Origin of the sequence: Cellulomonas edaphi (genome assembly GCF_030362815.1) — a bacterium.
Taxonomy (GTDB): Bacteria; Actinomycetota; Actinomycetes; order Actinomycetales; family Cellulomonadaceae; genus Cellulomonas; species Cellulomonas edaphi.
This window is the reverse complement of sequence record NZ_JAUCGR010000004.1, coordinates 257,087-279,417: the sequence shown is the minus strand read 5'-3', so window position 1 is coordinate 279,417 and position 22,331 is coordinate 257,087. Positions and strand designations below refer to the sequence as shown.

17 protein-coding genes are annotated in these 22,331 nt (G+C 74.4%); 9 read left to right on the top strand and 8 right to left on the bottom strand.

All coding sequences use genetic code 11. The features are described 5' to 3' along the window. Positions 1-16 precede the first annotated feature (16 nt). The gene (locus QRT05_RS14920) at positions 17-1,996 is read left to right on the top strand and encodes a M13 family metallopeptidase (protein ID WP_289448129.1); all 1,980 of its coding nucleotides are present in this window, start codon (positions 17-19) and stop codon (positions 1,994-1,996) included. Positions 1,997-2,057: 61 nt separating this feature from the next. On the opposite strand, the gene QRT05_RS14915 is transcribed toward QRT05_RS14920, so the two are convergent. Both QRT05_RS14915 and QRT05_RS14910 read right to left on the bottom strand, forming a co-directional pair. Beyond that, positions 2,058-2,564, bottom strand: a complete 507-nt coding sequence (locus tag QRT05_RS14915; RefSeq protein WP_289448128.1) for a hypothetical protein — start codon at positions 2,562-2,564, stop codon at positions 2,058-2,060. Positions 2,565-2,632: 68 nt separating this feature from the next. Then, a complete protein-coding gene (locus tag QRT05_RS14910; RefSeq protein ID WP_289448127.1) occupies positions 2,633-3,250 on the bottom strand; it encodes a mycothiol-dependent nitroreductase Rv2466c family protein in 618 nt (205 codons plus the stop codon). Between the two features lie 143 nt (positions 3,251-3,393). On the opposite strand from QRT05_RS14910, the gene pepN reads away from it, so the two are divergent. Continuing rightward, the gene (pepN, locus tag QRT05_RS14905) at positions 3,394-5,988 is read left to right on the top strand and encodes an aminopeptidase N (protein ID WP_289448126.1); all 2,595 of its coding nucleotides are present in this window, start codon (positions 3,394-3,396) and stop codon (positions 5,986-5,988) included. A 103-nt stretch (positions 5,989-6,091) separates the two neighbouring features. On the opposite strand, the gene malQ is transcribed toward pepN, so the two are convergent. Beyond that, the gene (gene malQ / locus QRT05_RS14900) at positions 6,092-8,218 is read right to left on the bottom strand and encodes a 4-alpha-glucanotransferase (RefSeq protein WP_289448125.1); all 2,127 of its coding nucleotides are present in this window, start codon (positions 8,216-8,218) and stop codon (positions 6,092-6,094) included. Positions 8,219-8,304: 86 nt separating this feature from the next. Between malQ and QRT05_RS14895 the strand changes: the two genes are divergently transcribed. Beyond that, the gene (locus QRT05_RS14895) at positions 8,305-10,422 is read left to right on the top strand and encodes a prolyl oligopeptidase family serine peptidase (RefSeq protein WP_289448124.1); all 2,118 of its coding nucleotides are present in this window, start codon (positions 8,305-8,307) and stop codon (positions 10,420-10,422) included. Beyond that, positions 10,419-11,432, top strand: coding sequence for a mechanosensitive ion channel family protein (locus QRT05_RS14890; RefSeq protein ID WP_289448123.1), 1,014 nt, complete (start codon positions 10,419-10,421; stop codon positions 11,430-11,432). The genes QRT05_RS14895 and QRT05_RS14890 overlap by 4 nt, the downstream gene beginning before the upstream one ends. A gap of 20 nt (positions 11,433-11,452) precedes the next feature. Here QRT05_RS14890 and QRT05_RS14885 read toward each other — a convergent pair whose 3' ends face one another. Further along, complete coding sequence (locus QRT05_RS14885) at positions 11,453-11,914, bottom strand: PTS sugar transporter subunit IIA (RefSeq protein WP_289448122.1); 462 nt, start codon at positions 11,912-11,914, stop codon at positions 11,453-11,455. A gap of 11 nt (positions 11,915-11,925) precedes the next feature. After that, complete coding sequence (locus QRT05_RS14880) at positions 11,926-12,156, bottom strand: PTS glucose/sucrose transporter subunit IIB (RefSeq protein WP_289448120.1); 231 nt, start codon at positions 12,154-12,156, stop codon at positions 11,926-11,928. A 187-nt stretch (positions 12,157-12,343) separates the two neighbouring features. On the opposite strand from QRT05_RS14880, the gene ptsP reads away from it, so the two are divergent. The 5 genes from ptsP (at position 12,344) to QRT05_RS14855 (ending at position 18,261) form a co-directional block, all read left to right on the top strand. Next, entirely contained in the window at positions 12,344-14,035 is a 1,692-nt protein-coding gene (gene ptsP, locus QRT05_RS14875) for a phosphoenolpyruvate--protein phosphotransferase (protein WP_289448119.1), read from the top strand. A gap of 23 nt (positions 14,036-14,058) precedes the next feature. Further along, positions 14,059-14,442, top strand: a complete 384-nt coding sequence (locus tag QRT05_RS14870) for a globin (protein ID WP_289448118.1) — start codon at positions 14,059-14,061, stop codon at positions 14,440-14,442. A 48-nt stretch (positions 14,443-14,490) separates the two neighbouring features. Further along, positions 14,491-15,372: an acyl-CoA thioesterase gene (locus QRT05_RS14865; RefSeq protein WP_407650362.1), complete on the top strand. Its 882-nt coding sequence runs from the start codon at positions 14,491-14,493 to the stop codon at positions 15,370-15,372. Positions 15,373-15,557: 185 nt separating this feature from the next. Then, complete coding sequence (locus tag QRT05_RS14860) at positions 15,558-16,562, top strand: DNA topoisomerase IB (RefSeq protein ID WP_289448117.1); 1,005 nt, start codon at positions 15,558-15,560, stop codon at positions 16,560-16,562. A 52-nt stretch (positions 16,563-16,614) separates the two neighbouring features. Further along, positions 16,615-18,261, top strand: a complete 1,647-nt coding sequence (locus QRT05_RS14855; protein WP_289448116.1) for an SDR family oxidoreductase — start codon at positions 16,615-16,617, stop codon at positions 18,259-18,261. Here QRT05_RS14855 and QRT05_RS14850 read toward each other — a convergent pair. The 3 genes from QRT05_RS14850 to QRT05_RS14840 are packed head-to-tail and all read right to left on the bottom strand — an operon-like array spanning position 18,239 to position 22,260. Next, entirely contained in the window at positions 18,239-18,739 is a 501-nt protein-coding gene (locus QRT05_RS14850) for an acyl-CoA thioesterase (RefSeq protein ID WP_289448115.1), read from the bottom strand. The genes QRT05_RS14855 and QRT05_RS14850 overlap by 23 nt on opposite strands. A 36-nt stretch (positions 18,740-18,775) precedes the next feature. Next, positions 18,776-20,344: a GTPase family protein gene (locus tag QRT05_RS14845; protein ID WP_289448114.1), complete on the bottom strand. Its 1,569-nt coding sequence runs from the start codon at positions 20,342-20,344 to the stop codon at positions 18,776-18,778. Beyond that, positions 20,341-22,260, bottom strand: a complete 1,920-nt coding sequence (locus QRT05_RS14840) for a GTPase family protein (RefSeq protein ID WP_289448113.1) — start codon at positions 22,258-22,260, stop codon at positions 20,341-20,343. The genes QRT05_RS14845 and QRT05_RS14840 overlap by 4 nt, the downstream gene beginning before the upstream one ends. Positions 22,261-22,331: the final 71 nt, after the last annotated feature.

Below are 22,331 nucleotides of genomic sequence, written 5' to 3'. Positions count from 1 at the left end.
TCCGTACGCTGTGCCCATGACCCGAAGCGGCATCGACCTCAGCGCCCTCGACCCCGACACCCGCCCCCAGGACGACCTCTACCGCCACGTCAACGGCCGGTGGATCGACTCGCACCAGATCCCGGCCGACCGCGCCATGGACGGCTCCTTCCGCGCCCTGCACGACCAGGCCGAGGAGCAGGTGCGCGACATCATCACCGACGCCGCGGCCACGGCCGTCGGCGACCCCGCGGCGGCGGGCACCGTCGCGGCCAAGATCGGCGCTGTCTACGCGAGCTTCATGGACACCGACGCGGTCGAGGCGGCCGGCACGTCTCCCCTGCGCCTCGACCTCGGGCTCGTGGAGTCGGCCACGACGCAGGCCGAGCTCACGGGTGCTCTGGGCGCCCTGCAGCGCACCGGTGCCGGTGGCGTGGTCGGCTTCTGGGTGGACAACGACGCCAAGGACCCGGAGAAGTATGTCGCCTACCTCAACCAGGCGGGCCTGGGCCTGCCCGACGAGTCGTACTACCGCGACGAGCAGTACGCCGCGGTGCTCGCGGCGTACGAGCCGCACGTCGCCCGGATGCTCGCCCTCGCGGGCGTGCCGGACGCGCAGGAGGCCGCCGCGCGCGTGGTCGCGCTGGAGAAGCAGCTCGCGGCCGCGCACTGGGACGTGGTCAAGGACCGCGACGCCGACCTGACCTACAACCCCTCGACGCTGACCGCTCTGGCCGAGTCCGCCCCGGGCTTCGACTGGCACGCGTGGGCCGTCGCGCTCGGGGCTCCCGCGGGGTCTCTCGACCACGTCGTGGTCCGTGAGCCCTCGTTCGCGCAGGGGTTCGCGGCCCTGTGGCAGTCGGCGCCGCTCGAGGACTGGAAGGCGTGGTTGACGTACCACGTCATCAGCGACCGGGCCCCGTACCTGACGCAGGAGATCGTCGAGGCCAACTTCGACTTCTACGGCCGCACCCTCACGGGCGCGCAGGAGCTGCGCGACCGCTGGAAGCGCGGCGTCGCGCTCGTGCAGGGGGTGCTCGGCGAGGCGATCGGCGAGGTGTACGTCCAGCGGCACTTCCCGCCCACGCACAAGGCGCGCATGGACGAGCTCGTCGCCAACCTCGTCGAGGCATACCGCGAGTCGATCACGGGCTTGGAGTGGATGGGCGCGGAGACGCGGGAGAAGGCGCTCGCCAAGCTGGATGCGTTCACGCCGAAGATCGGCTACCCGGTGCGCTGGCGTGACTACGGCGCGCTCGAGGTCACCGCGGACGACCTCGTGGGCAACGTGCGTCGCGCCTCCGCCTTCGAGCAGGACCGCGAGCTGGGCAAGATCGGCAAGCCGCTGGACCGCGACGAGTGGTTCATGACGCCCCAGACGGTCAACGCGTACTACAACCCGGGCATGAACGAGATCGTGTTCCCGGCGGCGATCCTTCAGCCGCCGTTCTTCGACGCGGAGGCCGACGACGCCGTGAACTACGGCGGCATCGGCGCGGTGATCGGCCACGAGATCGGCCACGGGTTCGACGACCAGGGATCGAAGTACGACGGCGCTGGGCGCCTCGAGGACTGGTGGACGGCCGACGACCGCGAGGAGTTCGAGAAGCGGACCAAGGCGCTCATCGCGCAGTACGACGCGTTCTCGCCCGCCCAGCTGGGCGGCTCCCACCACGTCAACGGCGCTCTCACCATCGGCGAGAACATCGGCGACCTGGGCGGGCTGTCCATCGCCCTCAAGGCCTACCGGATCGCGCTGGGCCGTCCCCTCGACGAGGCGCCCGTGATCGACGGCCTCACGGGTGTCCAGCGCGTCATGCTGGGCTGGAGCCAGGTGTGGCAGTCCAAGGGCCGCGACGAGGAAGTGATCCGCCGCCTCGCGACGGACCCGCACGCGCCCAACGAGTTCCGCTGCAACGGCGTGGTGCGCAACCTGGACGAGTTCTACGCCGCGTACGACGTGCAGCCGGGCGACGCCCTCTACCTGGCTCCCGAGGAGCGCGTGCGCATCTGGTGACCGCCCAGGCGGCGCGCGGCACCCCGCGCGCCGCCTGCTGGCGGGGGTCAGCTGATCTGGGTCAACTGATCTTCGTCCAGCCGGCCCGCGCCACCCGGAAGCCCCGCCCGTCGCCGTCCACGCACGTCGCGCCGTTGGTCGCGCTCGTGCACGTGTAGTCGCCGACGGTCACCGAGCCGCCGTAGCTGAGCGTCTGGACGTCCTTGCCGGCCACGGTGGGAGCGGGCCCCTTCTCGCACGGGAACGACACCCCGTCGGCATCCAGCACGATGACGTGACCCGTGCGCCCCGTGCAGCCGGCGACGGCCGGCGGGTCGTACGTGATGCTCGCGATCGCGCACGTCGCGCCGTCGACCGACACGACGCACGAGATGTTGCCGCTGGGCAGCCGGACCGCCACGGGCGACGTGCTCGGCGCGGTGGCCGTGGTCGACCGGCTCGCGGTCGGCGACGCCACGGGCGTGCTCGGGCTGCCGCCCGACGTCACCACGACGACGAGCACGAGCAGCACGGTCACCAGCAGCACGTCGACCGCAAGCCAGATGCGGACGGCACGCGTCGAGGTCATGGGGCTCCCGGGTGTCGAGGTCGGCAACCAGGATCACACGGACGAACCGGGCGCCCCAACCCGGCGGGTCAGAACTGCGGCCCGGCGGTCCGCGTGCGCTTGAGCTCGTAGAAGCCGGGCACCCGCGTGAGCGCGACGAGCCCGTCGAACAGCTGGGTCGCTGCCTCGCCCGTCGGGGCCGGGGTCACGACGGGACCGAAGTAGCCGACGCCGTCGATCGCGACCACGGGCGTTCCGACGTCCTCGCCCACCAGGCCGATGCCTCGGGCGTGCGACGCGCGCAGGAGGTCGTCGACCTCGTCGGTGTCGCCCACGGCGGCCAGGTCGGCGGGCAGCCCGACCTCCTCGAGCGCCTCCGCGATGACGGCGGGGAGGTCGCTGCGCTTGCCCGGGTGGATGCGTGTGCCCAGCGCGTCGTACAAGGGCTTGACGACCTTGTCGCCGTAGTCCCGCTCCGCCGCGATGATGACGCGGACCGCGGCCCACGCGGTGTCCATGAGCTTGCGGTAGCGCTCGGGCAGGTCCTCGCGCCCCTCGTTGAGCACGGCCAGGCTCATGACGTGCCAGCGCACCTCGACGTCCCGCACCTGCGTCACCTCGTCCATCCACCGTGACGTCATCCATGCCCAGGGGCAGGCGGGGTCGAACCAGAAGTCGACGACGGGCGTGGCGGTGTTCTCGGGCACGGCGAACCTCCTGTGGACGGCGGGTGTCACCCGGCAGTCTCACCCGCCGCCGCCCCCCGGCGCACGCCGGTCCACGAACTGTCCGCGTGGGATGATCGGCGGCGGCCACCAGCCACGACCCGCACCGCTCGAAGGAGAACCCCGTGCCCGCTGAGAACCTCACCCGTGCCGAGGCGCGCGAGCGCGCCTCGCTCGTCGCGACCGACTCCTACGAGGTGCAGCTCGACCTCACGACGGGTCCGACGACGTTCACGTCGAGGACGGTCGTGCGGTTCTCGGCGACCGCGGGCGCGAGCACGTTCATCGACCTCATCGCGCCGACGGTGCACGAGATCACCCTCAACGGCCGGGCGCTGGACGTCGCGACGGTGTTCGCCGACTCGCGCATCGCGCTCGACGGCCTGCAGGAGACCAACGAGCTCGTGGTCGTGGCCGACTGCGCGTACATGAACACGGGCGAGGGCCTGCACCGGTTCGTCGACCCGGTGGACGACGAGGTGTACCTCTACTCGCAGTTCGAGGTCGCCGACTCCCGGCGCATGTTCGCGGTGTTCGAGCAGCCCGACCTCAAGGCCACGTTCGCCTTCACGGTGACGGCGCCCGCGCACTGGGTGGTGGTGTCGAACTACCCCGTGATCGGCGAGCCGGCACCCGTCGCGGGCGGCGTGAACCGCAACGGCGGCGCGGACCACGGCACGGCCACCTGGACGTTCGAGACCACGCCGCGCCTGTCGTCGTACGTGACCGCCGTCGTGGCCGGCCCGTACCACCACGAGCACAGCTCGCTGACCAGCAGCGACGGACGGGAGATCCCTCTGGGCGTGTACTGCCGCGGGTCCCTGGCCGAGCACCTGGACACCGACAACATCCTCGACATCACGCGCGCCGGCTTCACCTTCTACGAGGCGGCCTTCGACGCCCCGTACCCGTTCGCCAAGTACGACCAGCTGTTCGTCCCGGAGTTCAACGCGGGCGCGATGGAGAACGCGGGGGCCGTCACGTTCCTGGAGTCCTACGTGTTCCGCTCCAAGGTGCCCGAGGCCACGGTCGAGCGGCGCGCGGTGACGATCCTGCACGAGCTCGCGCACATGTGGTTCGGCGACCTCGTGACCATGCGCTGGTGGGACGACCTGTGGCTCAACGAGTCGTTCGCCGAGTACGCCTCGACGCTCGCGACCGCCGAGGCGACGCGCTGGACGAGCGCCTGGACCACGTTCTCCTCGCTCGAGAAGAGCTGGGCGTACCGGCAGGACCAGCTGCCCTCGACGCACCCGATCGTCGCCGACATGCGTGACCTGCAGGACGTCGCGGTCAACTTCGACGGGATCACCTACGCCAAGGGCGCGAGCGTGCTCAAGCAGCTCGTGGCCTGGGTGGGCCAGGACCGGTTCTTCGACGGTGTGCGCGCCTACTTCGCCAAGCACGCGTGGGGCAACACGGAGCTCAGCGACCTGCTGACCGAGCTCGAGGCCACCTCGGGCCGGGAGCTGACCTCGTGGTCGGCGCTGTGGCTCGAGCAGGCCGGGGTGACGCTGCTGCGGCCCGAGATCGAGGTCGACGAGTCCGGCACGATCAGCTCGTTCGCCGTGCTGCAGGAGGTGCCGGCCGAGCACCCCGTGCAGCGTCCGCACCGGCTCGCGATCGGTGGCTACGACCTCGTCGACGGCCGCCTGGCGCGGAGCGTGCACGTCGAGCTCGACGTGGACGGCCCCCGCACCGAGGTCCCACAGCTGGTCGGCACCCCTCGTCCGCTCCTGGTGCTGGTGAACGACGACGACCTGGCATACGCCAAGATCCGGCTCGACGCCGACTCGCTCGCCGCCGCGATCGAGCACCTCTCCCGCTTCGACGCGTCGCTGCCGCGCACCCTGGTGTGGGCCGCCGCGTGGGACGCGACGCGCGACGGCGAGACGCCCGCGCGCGACTTCGTCGACCTGGTGCTCGGCAACATCGCGCAGGAGAGCGACTCCTCGGTGGTGCTGGTGCTGCTGCGCCAGCTCGCGACCACGCTCGACCTGTACGTCGCCCCCGAGCACCGCGAGGCCACGGGGGCGGCAGCGGCGGACGCGCTGCTGGCGCTCGCCCGGGCCGCCGACGCCGGTTCGGACACGCAGCTGCAGCTGCTCAAGGCGTTCGCCGGCCGTGCCTCGACCGCCGCGCAGCTGGACGCCGTGGCCGCGCTGCTGGACGGCCGCGAGCGCCTCGACGGGCTCTCCATCGACACCGACCTGCGCTGGGAGCTGCTCACCTCGCTCGTCGCGGGCGGCCGCTCGGGCGAGACGGAGATCGCGGTGCAGCTGGCTGCCGACCCCACGGCGACCGGCCAGCGCGCCGCCGCGACGGCCCGCGCCGCGGTCCCCACCGCCGACGCCAAGGCCGCCGCCTGGAGCGCGGTCCTCGACGGCGACGAGCTCGCCAACGCGATCCAGGGGGCGACCATCGGCGGCTTCGCGCGCGTGCACGACCGCTCGCTCCTGGTCCCCTACGTCGAGCCCTACTTCGCCGCTCTCGAGCGGGTGTGGGCGGACAAGACGAACGAGATGGCGCAGAACATCGTCGTGGGCCTGTACCCCACCGAGCTCGCCGACGACGAGCGCGTGGACGTGGCCGGAGCGACCGACGCGTGGCTGGAGGCGCACCCCGACGCGTCACCGGCCCTGCGCCGACTGGTCGTCGAGGCCCGCGACGGCGTGCGCCGCTCGCTGGCTGCCCAGGAGGCCGACCGCTCGCGCGCCTGATCCGTGGGCAGCGTTGTGCCCGCTGAGCGGGCGCAACGCTGCCCGTGACGGGCCCGGCGCGGGCCCCGCGCGGCTCGGGCCGGCCCGGGCCGCGGCGGTTGCGTCAGGAGTTGAGGACCGCTGCCAGGGACCGCAGGCGCGCGTTGGTGAAAAGGTCGTCGACGAGCACCAGCTCGCCCGACGAGTCGGCCAGCGGGACCTTCCAGTTCGGGTACTCCTGGTCGGTCCCGGGCTGGTTCTGCGCGCGTCGCTCGCCCACCGCGTCGGTCAGCGCCACGCCCAGCAGCACGGCGGGGGTCGCCTTGATGTACCGGTGCATGGCCTCGACGACCTCGCGCTCCGAGGGGTCGTCGCCGATCAGGCCGCGGTCCCGCAGGGCCGCCAGCATGCGGTCGCGCTCCGCCTCGGCGGCCGCGCGCACCACGTGCACGGGCTCCGTCAGCAGGCCCAGCCGCTCGCGGATGGCGACGTGCTCGCCCGCGAGGTAGCCGGCCGTGGGCGGCAGGTCGTGCGTGGTGACGGTCGCGAGCACCAGCTGGCGGTAGTCCTGCGGGGCGAGCGGCGAGCCGTTCATGTCCTGCTCGAACCACAGCACCGACGTGCCGAGGATGCCGCGCGTGGTCAGGTAGTCGCGCACCCACGGCTCGACGACGCCCAGGTCCTCGCCGATCACCACCGCGCCCGCGCGGTGCGCCTCGAGCGCGAGGATGCCGATGAGCGCCTCGTGGTCGTAGCGCACGTAGGCGCCCTCGTCGGCCCGCGCCCCCTCCGGGACCCACCACAGGCGGAACAGGCCCAGGACGTGGTCGATGCGGATGGCGCCCGCGTGCCGGAGCACGGTGCGGAGCATGTCCCGGTAGGGCCGGTAGCCCGCCCGCGCCAGCTCGGTGGGGTGCCACGGCGGCTGCGACCAGTTCTGCCCCTGCTGGTTGTACATGTCCGGCGGTGCGCCGACGGTCGCCCCGCGCACCAGCACGTCGCCTAGCGCCCACACGTCGGCACCGGCCGGGTGCACGCCCACCGCCAGGTCGTGCATGATGCCGAGCGCCATGCCGTTCTCGCGCGCCGTGCGCTGCGCCGCGGCGAGCTGCTCGTCGGCCACCCACTGCAGCCACACGTGGAACCTGACCCGCTCGGCGAGCTCGGCGGCCTTGGCCACGGTGGCCTCGGACGTCGGGTCGGCGAACTCCGCCGGGATGGTCTCAGGGCCGTAGACCTCCGCGAGAGCGCTCCACACGGCGAACGACTGCAGCCCGGCGCCGTGCTCGGCCGCGAACGCGTCGAGCGCGGCCTGGCGCGCGGCGGACAGCGGGACGGCGAAGATCACGTCGAGCGCGGCTCGCTTCGCCTCCCACGCGCTGTCGCGGTCGATGGGTCCGGGATCGACGTCGTGCGCGGCCACGGGCTCGCCGGCCCACTCCACGAGCGAGCGGTCCGCCGAGGACAGGTACGCGGCCTCGGGCACGGCCTCGGGCCGCACGTAGAGGGGGTTCACGAAGCGGCGCGTGGTGGGCAGGTAGGGCGACGGCGTCATGGGCGTCACCGGCTCGGCGGCGTGCAGCGGGTTGATGAGCAGGAAGTCGGCCCCGAGCCCACCGGCGAGGACGCCGAGGTCCGCGAGGTCGACGAGGTCGCCGACCCCCCAGGAGCGCCTCGAGCGGACCGAGTAGAGCTGCGCCATGACGCCCCACTGACGGCCCTCGCTGAGCGCCTGGGGCAGCTCGAGCCGGTCGGGCGTGACCACCAAGCTGGCCCGCGCCTGCGCGCTCGGTCCGTCGGCGCGCAGCTCGTGCCACCCGAACGGGAGGTCGTCGGGGATCGTGAAGGTGGCGCGCCCGACGAGCCGGCCGTCGACCGTCCGCGGCGGCGTGTACGCGTCTGTCTGGGCCACCGCGCGGCGGCCGCCGCCCGCCTCGGCGTCCAGCTCGATCCACACCGTGACCGGGTCGCCGTCGGTGACGTGCACCGGCACGTGGGCGGTGCGCCCGGCGCGGACGACGACGACGGGCGGCAGCACCCGGCGCCAGGGCATGTCGTCGACGTGCGCCAGTGCCAGCTCGACGCGCTCGGGCGAGGAGGCGTCGACGCCCAGTGCGCGCAGGACGCCGCGCAGGGTGCTCGCCGAGGCGGCCTTGAGCTCGCCGTGGAAGCCCCAGTGGTCAGGCGCGACGCCGTGGGCGGCTGCGAGCCGCAGCAGGGCGTCGGTTGGAGCGTCTGTGTCGTCGACCACGGCTCCGATCCTGCCAGAGCCCCCCGGCGGTACGCAGAAGCACACGTCGTCCGACGCGACCGCCGTCCGTCGTAGCCTTGCGGACCATGACGGCAACCCCGCTGCGCAGCTACCCGCCCGCTCCCCGGCTCGACCTGGTCGAGGACCTGCACGGCCACGTGGTGGCCGACCCGTACCGGTGGCTCGAGGACGCGAGCTCGGCGCAGACCGAGCAGTGGTCGGCGGCGCAGGACGAGCTGTACGCCACCCACCGTTCCACCTACGTGACCGACGGCCCGACGAGCGGCGCGGCGCTCACCGCGCGGCTCGGCGAGCTGCTCGGCGCGGGGTTCGTCGGGACGCCCGCCTGGCGTGGGGGACGCCGGTTCTTCTCGCGGCGCGCCGGCGACCAGGAGCACGCGGTCGTGGTGGTGGCCGAGGGCGACGACGAGCGGGTCCTCGTGGACCCGATGGCGCTGGACCCCGCCGGCACGACGACGCTGGACTCCTGGCAGCCCTCGAAGGAGGGACACCTGCTGGCGTACCAGGTGTCGACCGGCGGCACCGAGGAGAGCGTGCTGCACGTGCTCGACGTCGCGACCGGTGAGCTCGTCGACGGGCCGATCGACCGCGCGCGGTACTCCCCCGTGGCCTGGGTCCCCGGCGGCGAGGCGTTCTACTACGTGCGACGGCTCCCGCCGGAGCAGCTGCCGCAGGACGAGCAGCAGTACCACCGGCGCGTCTGGCTGCACCGCGTGGGCACCTCGCCCGAGACGGACGTCGAGGTGTTCGGCGGCGGCCTGGACCACACCAACTACTACGGCGTGTCCGTGTCGCGCGACGGCCGGTGGCTCGTCGTCTCCGCGTCCGCCGGCACCGCACCCCGCACCGACGTGTGGATCGCGGACCGCAGCACGGACGGGCCGTTCGTCGAGGTGGCTGTGGGCATCGACGCCGAGACCGGCGCCTGGGTGGGCCGCGACGGGCAGCTCTGGGTGCACACCAACCTCGACGCCCCGCGCGGCCGGCTCGCCGTCACCGATCCCGCCACGCCCGGGGTCGACCACTGGCGGACGGTCTTGGAGCAGGACCCGACCGCCGTGCTCGAGGACGTCGCGCTGACGGACGGCGGTGCTGACGACCCCACCCCGACCCTGCTGGTCGCCTCCTGGCGCCGGCACACGGTCTCGGAGGTCACGACACACGACCCCGCGACGGGAGCGGTGCTCGGAGCGGTGGACCTGCCGGGCCCGGGCTCCATCTCGGGCCTGGTCACCCGGCCCGAGGGAGGGTCGGAGATCTGGTTCTCCTACACCGACCACACCACCGTCCCGACCGTGCACCGCTTCGACGCGGCCACCGGCGCGGTGACGCTGTGGGCCACGGCCCCGGGCGCCGTCGCGGACCTCCCCGCGGTGGTCGCGCGACAGATCGAGGTGACGAGCGGCGACGGCACGACGGTCCGCGCGTTCGTGGTGGCTCGCGCCGACCTGCTCGACGCCGCGGGGCAGCCCGTCGCGCCCGCGCCGACCATCCTGTACGGCTACGGCGGCTTCCAGATCTCGCTGGACCCCGGGTACTCCGCCACCACGCTCGCGTGGGTCGAGGCGGGCGGCGTGTACGTGGTGGCCAACCTGCGCGGCGGTGGCGAGGAGGGTGAGGACTGGCACCGCGCCGGCATGCGCGCGAACAAGCAGAACGTGTTCGACGACTTCCATGCCGTGGGCGACTGGCTCGTGGCGCACGGATGGACCACGCCCGCACGGCTCGCGTGCTGGGGTGGCTCGAACGGCGGGCTGCTGGTGGGCGCCGCCCTCACCCAGCGCCCCGACCTGTTCGCCGCCGTGGTCTGCTCCGCGCCGCTGCTGGACATGGTGCGCTACCAGCGGTTCGGCCTGGGCGTCACCTGGACCGAGGAGTACGGCGACGCCGACGACCCCACCGACCTGGGCTGGCTCCTCGGCTACTCGCCCTACCACCGCGTGGTCGACGGCACGGCGTACCCGTCGACCCTGTTCACGGTCTTCGAGGGCGACACCCGCGTGGACCCGCTGCACGCCCGCAAGCTGGCGGCGGCGCTGCAGGCGGCCACGTCGTCCCCTGCGCCGGTGCTGATCCGGCGAGAGACCGGCGTCGGGCACGGTGGCCGGTCGCTCTCGCGGTCCCTGGCGCTCACGGTCGAGCAGCTGCAGTTCGTGGCACACGCGACGGGGCTGTCCGCATGAGGCCGCTCGCGACGCCGTCCCCCTCACCGAGCGCGACGCCGGGCAGCGTCGACGACGCCGTGCACGGAGCCCTCGAGTGGTTCCTCGGGGTGCCGCTCAACATCGTGCTCATCGTCGTCATCAGCTCGATCGTGCTGGCCCTGCTGCGGCGCACCATCCGCACCATCACGTCGCACGTCGCGGACGGCAAGCCGATGATCGCCCGCACCGGCCTGCAGGACACGGGGGTCGGCAGCGCGCTGCTGCGTGCCGACCCGCTCGCCTCCGCCCGCCGCACCCAGCGGGCCCGCACGCTGGACTCGGTGCTGCGCTCGACCGCCACCATCCTGGTGGGCGGCATCGCGCTGTTCCTGGTGCTCGACGCCCTCGGGGTCAACATCGCGCCGTTCATCGCCTCGGCCGGGATCGTGGGCGTGGCCCTCGGCTTCGGCGCGCAGAGCCTGGTCAAGGACTTCCTGACCGGCACCTTCATGCTGCTGGAGGACCAGTACGGCGTGGGCGACGTGATCGACGCGGGGCCGGCGAGCGGGACCGTGGAGGCCGTGACGCTGCGGGTCACCAAGATCCGCGACGCCGACGGCACGCTCTGGTACATCCCGAACGGGTCGATGCTGCGCGTCGGCAACAAGACCCAGGGCTGGGCGACGGCCGTGGTCGAGGTGGACGTGGACTACTTCGCCGACATCGACCGCGTGCGGTCCCTGCTGGAGGAGGCCGCCGCCTCGGTCGCGGCCGACCCCGACCTGGGGCCGGAGCTGCAGGGCGACCCGGTCATCACGGGCATCGAGAGGCTCAGCGCCGACGCCGTGACCATGCGGCTCAAGGTGCGGACCTCGCCCGCGAAGCAGTGGGAGGTGGCGCGCGCGCTGCGTGTCGCGACGCGCGGGGTGCTCGAGTCGGCGGGCATCCCCCTGGCCGGCCAGCACGACCGGATGGCCGCGCACCTCGCGGAGCGCGAGCCCGGCTCGTCGAGCGACGACGGCCTGCACGAGAGCATCGAGCCCGCGTAGTCGCGTCGGACGGGTCGGGCTCAGTACCAGTCGAGCAGGGGGTCCCCCGCGGCCACCGCGACGCCGTCGGCGACGAGAGCCACCACCGAGCCCTCGGGCGCCTGCAGCGCGACCACGGGGCAGATGGTGGCGAGGCCGGCGGCGGCCACGTCCACGGGCGACCACGAGACGAGCCGCTGCCCCGCGGTCACGGCCTCCCCGGCGCGAACGTGCAGCGTGAAGCCGAGACCCGCAAGCGTGACGGTGTCGATGCCGAGGTGCACCAGCACCGACCGCTCGTCGGCGAGCTCGAGCGCGAAGGCGTGCGGGTGCAGCGCGCCCACCACGCCGTCGGCCGGTGCGACGACGTGCTGCGTCTGGCTGCGCTCCGGCTCGATCGCCACACCCGGACCGATGATCTGCTCGGCGAACACGACGTCGGGGACGGCCGAGACGGGGCGGACGACGCCGGACAGAGGGCTCAGCAGCCGCAGCGTCGCCACGGTGCCGGGAGTCAGCGCAGGGAGTCGAGCTCGGCCGCGAGGTTGTCGGCCTCGGGGCCGACGATGACCTGGACGATGCGGCCGGAGCGCACGACGCCGAACGCACCCGACGCCTTGAGCGCCGCCTCGTCCACCAGCTGCGCGTCGCCGACCTCGACCCGCAGGCGGGTGATGCACGGCTCGAGGTCCACGACGTTCGTGTCCCCACCCAGCGCTGCGAGGATCTGCTCTGCCTTGCTCAAAAGAACTCCCCAGGGTCACCTGGCGCGATCTGTCGACGCGCGCACCAGCAAGCCTAACCCTGCGCGGGCCCCACCCGGCGACCTGTCCACCGTCCGGCCCAGCGGCCGCCCGGCGACGCGTGTCGGTTGGCGTCGGTGGCGCCGGTAGGACAAGACTGCACGGGACTCGACGAGGAGGTCGTCCCAGGTGAGCCCGCAGCCCCACACTGTCGTCACCGGCATCGGCGTGAGCCCGGGCCGGGTCGCCGCGCCCGCCGTCCTGATGCCGGACCCGGTCACGGAACCGCCCGCGGGCCGCCGCCTGCCTCCCGGCGCCGACCACGACGCGGCCGCGCGCAGCATCGCCGCCGCCTCCGAGCGCGTGCGCGCCGACCTCGACGCCGCGGCCGACCGCGCACAGGGCGACTCGGCCGACCTGCTGCACACCACCGCCGCAATCGCCGCCGACCCGACGCTCGTGGCGGACGCGGTCGAGCGCGTGATGACCGAGCACCTGGTGCCCGAGCGCGCCGTGTGGGAGGCGGCCGACGCGGTCGCCGAGCAGTTTCTCGCCATCGGTGGCGTGTTCGCGGAGCGCACGCGGGACATCGCGGACGTCCGCGACCGGCTCGTCGCCGAGCTCACCGGCCGGGCGGCGCCCGGCGTGCCCGAGCGGGACGAGCCGTTCGTCCTGGTCGGTACCGACCTCGCCCCCGCCCTCGTCGCGACGCTCGACGCCGAGCGCGTGCTCGCGATCGTCACGGCGGAGGGCGGACCCACCGCGCACACGGCGATCCTGGCCCGGGCGCTGGGCATCCCGGGGGTCGTCGCGGCCCGGGGCATCCTCGACGCGCTCGACGAGGACACGCTCGTGCTGGTCGACGGCGCGGCCGGGACCGTGACCGTCGCTCCCGACGCCGAGCAGGTGGCGGCCGCGCGCGCCCTCGCCGCGCAGGTGCGGACGTTCACCGGACCGGGGCAGACGGCCGACGGGCACCGCGTGGAGCTGCTCGCCAACGTCGGCGACCCCGCCGCGTCGAAGGCGGCGGCCGCCGCCGGCGCGGAGGGCGTGGGGCTGTTCCGCACCGAGTTCGCGTTCCTGGACCGCGACGAGGCGCCGTCGATCGACGAGCAGGTCGCCGCCTACCGGCAGGTGTTCGCGGCGTTCGCGGATCGCAAGGTGGTGATCCGCACGCTCGACGCCGGCGCGGACAAGCCCATGCCGTTCCTGGCCGGCGACGGCGAGGTCAACCCCGCGCTGGGAGTGCGCGGGCTGCGCACCGCCGCGCAGCACCCGGACATCCTCGAGGACCAGCTCACGGCCATCGCCAGGGCGCGCGCCGCCGAGTCCGCGGACGTGTGGGTGATGGCCCCCATGGTCTCGACCGTCGACGAGGCCGCGGACTTCGTCGCGGCGTGCGCCCGGCACGGGCTGGACCACGCGGGCGTCATGGTCGAGGTGCCGAGCGCGGCACTCATGGCGGGCCCCATCCTCGCGCACGCGACCTTTGCGTCCGTGGGCACCAACGACCTGGTGCAGTACACGATGGCGGCCGACCGGTTGCTCGGCGCGGTCGCCCACCTGTCCGTCGCGTGGCAGCCGGCCGTCCTGCAGCTGGTGGCCGCGACGTGCGCGGGTGCCGCCGCACAGGGCCGGCCCGTGGGCGTGTGCGGCGAGGCCGCGGCCTCGCCCGCGCTGGCTGCCGTGCTCGTCGGGCTCGGCGTGACCTCGCTGTCGATGACGCCCCGCGCGCTGGCGGACGTCGCCGCGGTGCTGGCGTCCGTCACGTACGACGAGTGCCGCCGGCTCGCCGGCCTCGCGCTGGCGGCGTCGTCGGCCGCGGACGCGCGGGCCACGGTGCGGGGCGAGCTGCCCGTGCTCGTCGAGCTGGGCCTGTAGCCGCGCGTGTGAGGATTGAGGGCGTGAGACCCGACTCCTTCTACGCGGCGATCGGCGGGCACGACACCTTCGTGGCGCTGGTCGACGAGTTCTACCGCGGCGTGGCCGCCGACCCCGTGCTCAAGCCGATGTATCCCGAGGACGACCTCGGACCCGCCGCCGAGCGCCTCACCCTGTTCCTCGAGCAGTACTGGGGCGGCCCCACCACCTACTCCGAGCAGCGCGGCCACCCCCGGCTGCGGATGCGGCACGCGCCGTACAAGGTCAACCCCGACGCGCGCGACCGCTGGCTGCTGCACATGCGTGCCGCGGTCGACTCGCTCGACCTGGCCCCGCTGCACCGCGCGGAGCTGTGGGACTACCTTGAGCGCGCCGCGCACTCGATGCTCAACACCTTCGAGGACTGACCCACCGCGCACGGCCCGAGCGCTCGCGGCCGTGGGATGCTGGCGCGCGTGACCAGTGAGCAGCTGCCCCCGCACGGCGCGACCGAGCAGGTGCTCGGCATCCTCGACCTGCTGCCGGACCCCTCCGCGCCCGACACCTTCACGGGCTCGAGCCTGCCGCAGCCCAACGGGCGGGTGTTCGGCGGCCAGGTGCTCGCGCAGTCGCTGCTCGCCGCGGGGCGCACCATCCCCGACGGGCGCCTGCCGCACTCGATGCACGGCTACTTCCTGCGCGCGGGTGACGTGCGCGAACCGATCGGCTTCGCCGTCGAGCGGCTGCGCGACGGGCGATCGTTCAGCGCGCGCCGCACGCACGCGCTGCAGGGCGGGGTGCCGATCCTGTCGATGATCGCCTCGTTCCAGGAGGACCAGGGGGGCATCGACTACGCCGACGAGATGCCGACCGACGTCCCCGCGCCCGAGGACGTCCGCTCGGCCCTCGACCTGCTGTCCGGCATCGACCACCCCGTCGCGAAGTTCTGGACGCAGGAGGCGGCGTTCGACGTCCGGCACGTCGGCGGCTCGATCTACCTGGGACCCGCGCCGTCGCACCTGGGCCAGCAGGCGGTGTGGTTCCGCTCCCGGGGTCCGGTCCCCGACGACCAGCTGCTGCACCGCGCGCTGCTCGCCTACGCGTGCGACCAGGTGCTCCTCGAACCCATCCTGCGGCGCTCGGGCAACTCATGGGTGACGCCCGGCCTGTCGATCGCGAGCCTGGACCACGCCATGTGGTGGCACCGCGACGTCCGCGTCGACGACTGGCTCCTGTACGTCCAGACCTCGCCGAGCGCGCAGGGCGGGCGCGGCCTGGGCGCGGCGCGCGTGTTCACGCGCGAGGGCGTCCTGGTGGCGTCGATCGCGCAGGAGGGCATGCTCCGCCTCCCCGCCTGACCCGCGGTGCTCGGCGCGCCGGCGCCGCAGGCGCCCGGCAGTCGAGATCGTCACTCCGCCACGAGACCGTCACCCGCACGTGACGGTCTCGTGGCGGAGTGACGGTATCGTCGCGCGGGTGGGCCCGCGCCCGGGCGCGCGGCGGTCGGCGAGCGCGCGTCGCGTGGCCGGGTGAGGATCTGCACATGGTCCGCCTGCGCCGCGTTCGCATCGACTCCCCCGGCTGGACCCGGCGCAAGCAGGGTCGGTCGTTCGTCTACCTCGACCTGGAGCGCGCCCGGATCGTCGACGAGGAGCACCTCGCGCGCATCGTCGCGCTCGCCATCCCGCCCGCGTGGGACGACGTGTGGATCAGCCCGTGGCACAACGGGCACATCCAGGCCGCCGGCATGGACGCGGCGGCGCGCCGGCAGTACCTCTACCACCAGCAGTGGCGCACGCGCCGGGACCGGCTCAAGCACGACCACGTGCTGGACGTCGCGCGGCGGCTGCCGGCCGCTCGGCGGCGCGTCCGGCGCGACCTCCAGCTGACGGGCTGGCCGCGGGACAAGGCGCTCGCGCTCGCGTTCCGGCTGCTCGACCTCGCCTACCTGCGGATCGGTGGCGAGGGGTACGCCGCCAAGCACGGCTCGTACGGCCTGGCGACGTTGCTGCGCGAGCACGTCCGCGTGCTCGCGCCGGCGTCCGAGGGTGACGAGGGGCGCGTGCACCTGCGGTTCCCCGCGAAGTCGGGGCAGATCCGCGACACGGTGGTCGAGGACGACGACGTCGCGCGCCTGGTGCGCAGCCTCGTGCGCAGGCCCGACGACAACCCCGAGCTGCTGGCGTGGCGCGACGAGGACGGCACGTGGCACGACGTGACGAGCGCGGACATCTCGACGTACGTCAAGCAGCGCCTGGGTGCCGACGCGAGCGCCAAGGACTTCCGCACGTGGCACGCCACGGTGCTTGCCGCGCGCGGGCTCGCGGCCGCGGGGCCTGCACCCCGCAGCGAGCGCGCCCGCCGCCGCATCGCCACCCAGGTGGTCAAGGACGTCGCCGAGGAGCTGGGCAACACGCCCGCCGTGTGTCGCGCCTCCTACATCGACCAGCGGCTGTTCGACCTGTGGGAGCACGGCTCGACGATCGGCCCGACGAGAACCCAGCACGCGGCCGAGCGCCAGACCCTCGCGCTCCTGTCAGGAACCTGAGAGCCGCGGTCCTCGACATGCAGCCGACGACGGCCGCGCACAGACTGCGCACATGACCGCAGACGACTCCCTGGTGCCGCTGCCCGCCGCACGGACGCTGCCCGGCCTGGTGCCGGGTGTGGGCGAGGACGGGCGGCCGCGCGCGGACGCCCCGCTCGCCGCGGTCACCGGCGTGACGGGGTACGTGGGCGGCCGCCTGGTGCCCGAGCTGCTGGCGGCCGGCTACCGGGTGCGCGCGATCGCCCGCAATCCCGACCGGCTGCGCGGGCAGAGCTGGTACGGCGAGGTCGAGGTGGTCCAGGCCGACGCGGCCGAGCCGGAGCAGATCGCGAAGGCGCTCGACGGCGTCGACGTGGCCTACTACCTCATCCACTCGCTCGGGTCGGGCCGCACGTTCGAGCAGACCGACCGCCACACCGCTCTCGTGTTCGGGCAGGCGGCCCGCGAGGCCGGAGTCGGCCGGATGGTCTACCTCGGTGGCCTCTACCCGCAGGGCGAGGACCTGTCCCCGCACCTGGCCTCGCGCACCGAGGTGGGCGAGATCCTGCTGGCGAGCGGCGTGCCGACCACGGTGCTGCGCGCGGCGGTGATCCTCGGCTCGGGCTCGGCGTCGTTCGAGATGATGCGCTACCTCACCGAGCGGCTGCCCGCCATGACGGTGCCGCGCTGGGTGGAGAACCGCATCCAGCCGATCGCGATCCGGGACGTGCTGCGCTACCTCGTGGGTTCGGCCGCGATGCCGCGCGAGGTCAGCCGGGGCTTCGACATCGGCGGCCCGGACGTGCTCACCTACCGCGACATGATGCAGCGGTACGCGCGCGCGGCAGGCCTGCCCCGACGGGTCATCGTCGGCGTCGGCGTCCTGACGCCGCGCCTGTCGAGCCTGTGGGTCTCGCTCGTGACTCCCGTGCCGTCGGGCCTCGCCCGGCCGCTCGTGGAGTCCTTGGTGCACGAGGTGGTGTGCGACGAGCACGACATCGCCGCCTTCGTGCCCGACCCGCCCGGCGGCCTGGTGGGCTTCGACCGGGCCGTCCGGCTGGCGCTGCAGCGCATCCAGGAGGCGGCCGTCAGCACGCGGTGGTCGTCGGCGGCCGTGGCCGGGGCCCCCAGCGACCCCCTGCCCACCGACCCCGACTGGGCCGGCGGCTCGCTCTACGTCGACGAGCGCCGGGTCGAGGTCGACGCGTCCCCCGCCGCCCTGTGGCGGGTGATCGAGGCGGTGGGCGGCGAGCGCGGCTGGTACTCCTGGGGGCTGGCCTGGCGCGTGCGCGGCCTGATGGACCGTCTGGCCGGCGGTCCCGGGCTGCGTCGCGGGCGCCGGGACGCCGAGCGCCTGGTGGTCGACGACGCGGTCGACTTCTGGCGCGTCGAGGCGATCGAGCCCGGTCGCCTGCTGCGGCTGCGCGCCGAGATGCGCGTGCCGGGCCTCGCGTGGCTGGAGCTGCGGGTCGAGCCGGTCGACGACGGTCGCGGCTGGACGCACCCGCCGACGGTGTTCTCCCACCGTGCGCTGTTCCACCCGCGCGGCCTGACCGGCCAGCTCTACTGGTGGGCGGTGTACCCGTTCCACGGGGTGGTGTTCGGCGGCATGCAGCGGAACATCGCGCGCGCCGCCGAGCGGGCGGAGCGGGCCCGCACCGACCGGGCGAGCGACGTCCGGCCCAGCGACGTCCGCCTTAGCGACGCCGGCGGAAGCTGAGCGGCTCCTCCACGAAGGGCTCCCAGGCCGCGCGCTCGTCGGCCGTGATGCGGCGCGGCTTCTCGGTCGCGGCGTCGACCACGACGATGGTCGTCGCGGCCTTGGCGTACGGCGCACCGCCCGACGAGGGGCCCGTCCTCGCAAGGCCCGCCGCGCCGTCGTGCACCTCGTAGCAGACCTCCAGGCTCGCGCCGCCGAGGTGCCCGATCCACATCTCGACGCGCACCGGGTTGCGCGTGAAGCCCAGCGGTCGCAGGTACTCGATCTCCTGGCGCGCCACGAGAGTGTGCGAGCTCGCGTGGGGGCCGGTGTCCAGCACGGCGGTCGGCCACGCGTGGTCATCGTGCGCGTCGGCGTGCCGCCAGAACGCCGTGATGCGGGCGTCCTCGAGCAGGCGGAACATCTCGACGTTGTTGACGTGCTGGTAGGCGTCGAGATCCGACCACCGCAGGGCGACCGGGACGTGCAGGCGGGTCATGGGGTTCCTCTCGTCGACCGGTCGATTCTGCCAGCCTCAGGAGGCGGCCCGGCGGGCCTGCTCCCGCGCCCGGGCCAGGTCGGCGACCACCCCGTCGACTGGCGCCACCACACGGTCGCGGGCGACCGCCTCGACCGAGCGCCGCAGCCGTCGGGCGGCGCGGGCCGCGCGTCGTCGGGCACCGATCGCGGCCGCGATGCGGGACAGCAGCGCGAGCAGCAGACCCAGCACGACCCCGCCGACCACCATGAGCGTGGGCACCGGGAAGTCGTGCCACTCGGGGACGGGCGGCGGTGGCAGCCGCAGGTAGTCGAGCACGCCCAGGACCCCGAGCCACAGCAGGCCGACGACGAGCACGCCGAGCACGGCCCACTGCGCCGTGCCCACCACCCGCCACCACCGGGGTCGGCGCGACGCGTCGAGCGCGGTGCCCGCCACGGCCTGGTCGAGCGCGTCTGCGAGCCCTTCGGTCGCGGCCGATGCGCGGCGCCGCGCGTCCAGGGCCCACGCGTCCGGCAGCGTCGCCGTCGCGTCCGCGGCGTAGTCGCGCACGGCGGTCCGTGCGGCCGCCATCACGGTCGGCGTGGCGGTCGGCAGGGACGTGCGCGCCAGGTTCGGCCGCTCGGCCTGCGTGCGCAGCCCCAGGCGTCGCAGCGGGTCACGCCGGAACCTGCCGAGCCAACGGGTCACGGGCCAGCCCGTCGCGGCATGGGCGTCGCGCTTGAAGGAGCCGCGCACGGCTTCCACGACGGTCGGCACGCCCGCCGCGTCCTCGAGCCCGGAGACCAGCCGCGTGGTCGCGCGTGTGGGCTCCCGCCGGCGGTCGGCGGAGCCCAGCTCGTCCACCACGCGCCGCGCCGCGGTCCTGGTGTCCGCCGCCCAGCGCCGGGTGGACGCCTCGCGCTTGGCCGCCGCCTCGTCCAGGATCCCGCGCAGCGCGTCCATGCCGCTGCCGGTGCGCGCCGAGACCGCCAGCACGCGCGCACCGACCAGGCCGTCCTCGGCCACGAGGCGGCGCAGGTCGGCCAGGCACGCTGCGACCTCGCCGGGCGTGAGCCTGTCCACCTGGTTGAGCACCACCACCGTCACCTCGCCGTGGCCTGCGAGGGGCCGCAGGTAGCGCTCGTGCAGCGCGGCGTCGGCGTACTTCTGCGGGTCGACCACCCACACCAACAGGTCGGCGCGCTCGACCAGCCGCTCGGCACGCACGCGGTGCTCCACGACGATCGAGTCGTGGTCCGGCAGGTCGACCAGCACGAGCCCTCCCCCCGCGCCCATCTGGTGGCGACGCGGCACCTCGAGCCAGTCGAGCACGGGGTCCGCGCCCGCGCCCCAGACGGCCGCGAGCGCGTGCGAGGTCGTGGGCCGCTGCACGCCCGGCTGCGCGAGCTCCTGCCCCACGAGCGCGTTGAGCAGCGACGACTTGCCGGACCCCGTGGCGCCGGCGAGCGCGACCACCGTGTGCTCGGCGGACAGCCCGCCGCGTTCGCGCGCTCGGCCGATGACCGCGCGCGCCTCGTCCGCCAGGGCGGCCGGGAGCCGGTCCCCCGACGCGACGAGCGCGTCCTCGAGCGCGCCGGTGCGCGCCGCCAGGTCGAGCGTCATGCCTCGTCCCGCCGGCCGAACAGGCGTCGCCAGAAGCCCGGCGGCGACGACTTCTCCTCGACCGCGGCCGCGGCCGCGGACGCGTCCGTGACCGCGACCTCCGCCGACGGCGCCGAACCGTGCTCGCGCCAGTGCGCGGCGCCACGCAGCTGCACGGCGACGGGCGCCACGGGCGCCACCGGCACGGTCGACGGCGCGCGCTCGTGATGCGCCGCGGCGCGCTCGACCGCGTCGGCGGCCACGCGCAGCCCGGCGCCCTCACCGGTCGCGGTGCCCAGCGCGTCGAGCTGGCTGACGTAGCGCGCGGCCTCGAGGTCGAGCAGGCCGCGCACGCGCTCCTCGAGGCGCTCACGGGCGGATGTGGTGAGTCGGCGCACCGCCTCGTCGCCGAAGACGGCCTCGAGCAGCTTCTGCGCGACGACGGCCGTGCCGCCCGCGATGCCCACCTCGATGCCCGTGAGCCCGCCCGTGGACGCGAAGACGAGCACCATGAGGCTCACGCCCAGCCCGTTGAGCCCGAAGGAGAGCGCCCGCGCGGTGCCCCGCTTGTCGGCTCCCTGCTCGCGCACCAGCTCGAGCACGTCGCCCTGCCACTGCCGGATCTGCTCCGCCACGGCGGTGCGCGTCGCGCCCGATCCCCGCGACAGGTCGAGGCCGTCGAGCAGCCCGGCGCCCGCCGGATCGCCCCGCCACGCCTCGAACGTGCGCTCGGTGGCTTCGTCGATCGCGTCGAGGATGACGGCCTCCAGCCCGTGGGCGATGGCCTTCTCGACGTCGGGCGCCTGCGCGGGCTTGCCGCGGAAGAAGCCGACGACCGCGTCGCGGGCACGGCCCACCCGCTGCTCGATCGCACGGAAGAACTCCCCCGTGCCCACGAAGTCCTGCCAGCGCGCTAGCACCTCACCGCGCAGCAGCGTGCCGTCCGACGTCGCCGCCGCGACTCGGGCGACCCCGTCGTCGGCGTACCGTCGGGTGGCCTCGCGCAGCCGGCGGTCGGCATCCACCTGCGCGTCGCTCGCGGCGGCCAGCTGGTGCGCGCGGCGCACGAGGTCCTCGACGACGCCGTCGAGCGTCGCGCCCACCACAGCGTCGCGGGCGCTGGGGTCGGCGCCGAGGTCGGACAGGTAGGCGGCCACCTCGCCGACCGCGTCCAGGGGAAGGAGGCCCTCGACGAGCGCCGCCTCCCTCACCGCGAACAGGGGTGACGCCTCCAGGCCGTGCTCGTCCATGAGACGGCGCAGGTCGCCGACGACGGCCTCCGCGCCCGGGTCCACCCGGTCGACGACGAGCGCCACCTGGGCGCGGCGCTCGGCGGCCGCGACGAGCAGCTCCCACGGGACCGCGTCGGCGTACCGGGCGGCGGTCGTGACGAACAGCCACAGGTCCGCCGCGGCCAGGAGCTGCCCGGCGAGCTCGCGGTTGGCGACCTCGACCGAGTCGATGTCGGGCGCGTCGAGCAGCGCGAGACCCCGCGGCAGCGCGTCGGACGCGACGAGCCGCAAGGCTCGCGCGCCGCCCTCGTGCGCCTCGTCGGACGTGAGGCGGGCGAGCCCGGGCAGCACGCGGTCGGTGCTGAACCAGCGTCCGTCGAGCGGGTGGTGGGCGAGCACGGGCGACCGCGTGGTGGGCCGCAGCACGCCCGGCGTGCTTGCCTGCTGGCCCAGGAGCGAGTTCACGAGCGTCGACTTGCCCGCGCCCGTGGAGCCGCCGACGACGACCAGCAGCGGCGCGCCTTGAGCCCGCAGCCGGGGCAGCACGTAGTCGTCGAGCTGGTCGACGGCGAGCGCGCGGTCGCGCCGCGCGGCCGCCGCACCGGGTACCTCCAGGGGCAGGCCCGCACTGGTCAGGCGGGTGCGCAGATCCTCCAGCGCCGCGGTCAGCGCCGACGTCGGCCGGTGGGGATCGGGTGCCTCCATGTGCCCAGTGTGCTGGGTGGTGACCCGAGTTCGCCGGTCGAGCGCGAGCGACGGGCCTGCTCAAGGGGCGT

Coding starts and splice junctions, on each gene's coding strand:
- QRT05_RS14920 (WP_289448129.1), top strand. CDS start 17: ATGACCCGAAGCGGCATCGACCTCAGCGCCCTCGACCCCGACACCCGC.
- QRT05_RS14915 (WP_289448128.1), bottom strand. CDS start 2,564: ATGACCTCGACGCGTGCCGTCCGCATCTGGCTTGCGGTCGACGTGCTG.
- QRT05_RS14895 (WP_289448124.1), top strand. CDS start 8,305: ATGACGGCAACCCCGCTGCGCAGCTACCCGCCCGCTCCCCGGCTCGAC.
- QRT05_RS14890 (WP_289448123.1), top strand. CDS start 10,419: ATGAGGCCGCTCGCGACGCCGTCCCCCTCACCGAGCGCGACGCCGGGC.
- QRT05_RS14860 (WP_289448117.1), top strand. CDS start 15,558: ATGGTCCGCCTGCGCCGCGTTCGCATCGACTCCCCCGGCTGGACCCGG.
- QRT05_RS14855 (WP_289448116.1), top strand. CDS start 16,615: ATGACCGCAGACGACTCCCTGGTGCCGCTGCCCGCCGCACGGACGCTG.
- QRT05_RS14850 (WP_289448115.1), bottom strand. CDS start 18,739: ATGACCCGCCTGCACGTCCCGGTCGCCCTGCGGTGGTCGGATCTCGAC.
- QRT05_RS14845 (WP_289448114.1), bottom strand. CDS start 20,344: ATGACGCTCGACCTGGCGGCGCGCACCGGCGCGCTCGAGGACGCGCTC.
- QRT05_RS14840 (WP_289448113.1), bottom strand. CDS start 22,260: ATGGAGGCACCCGATCCCCACCGGCCGACGTCGGCGCTGACCGCGGCG.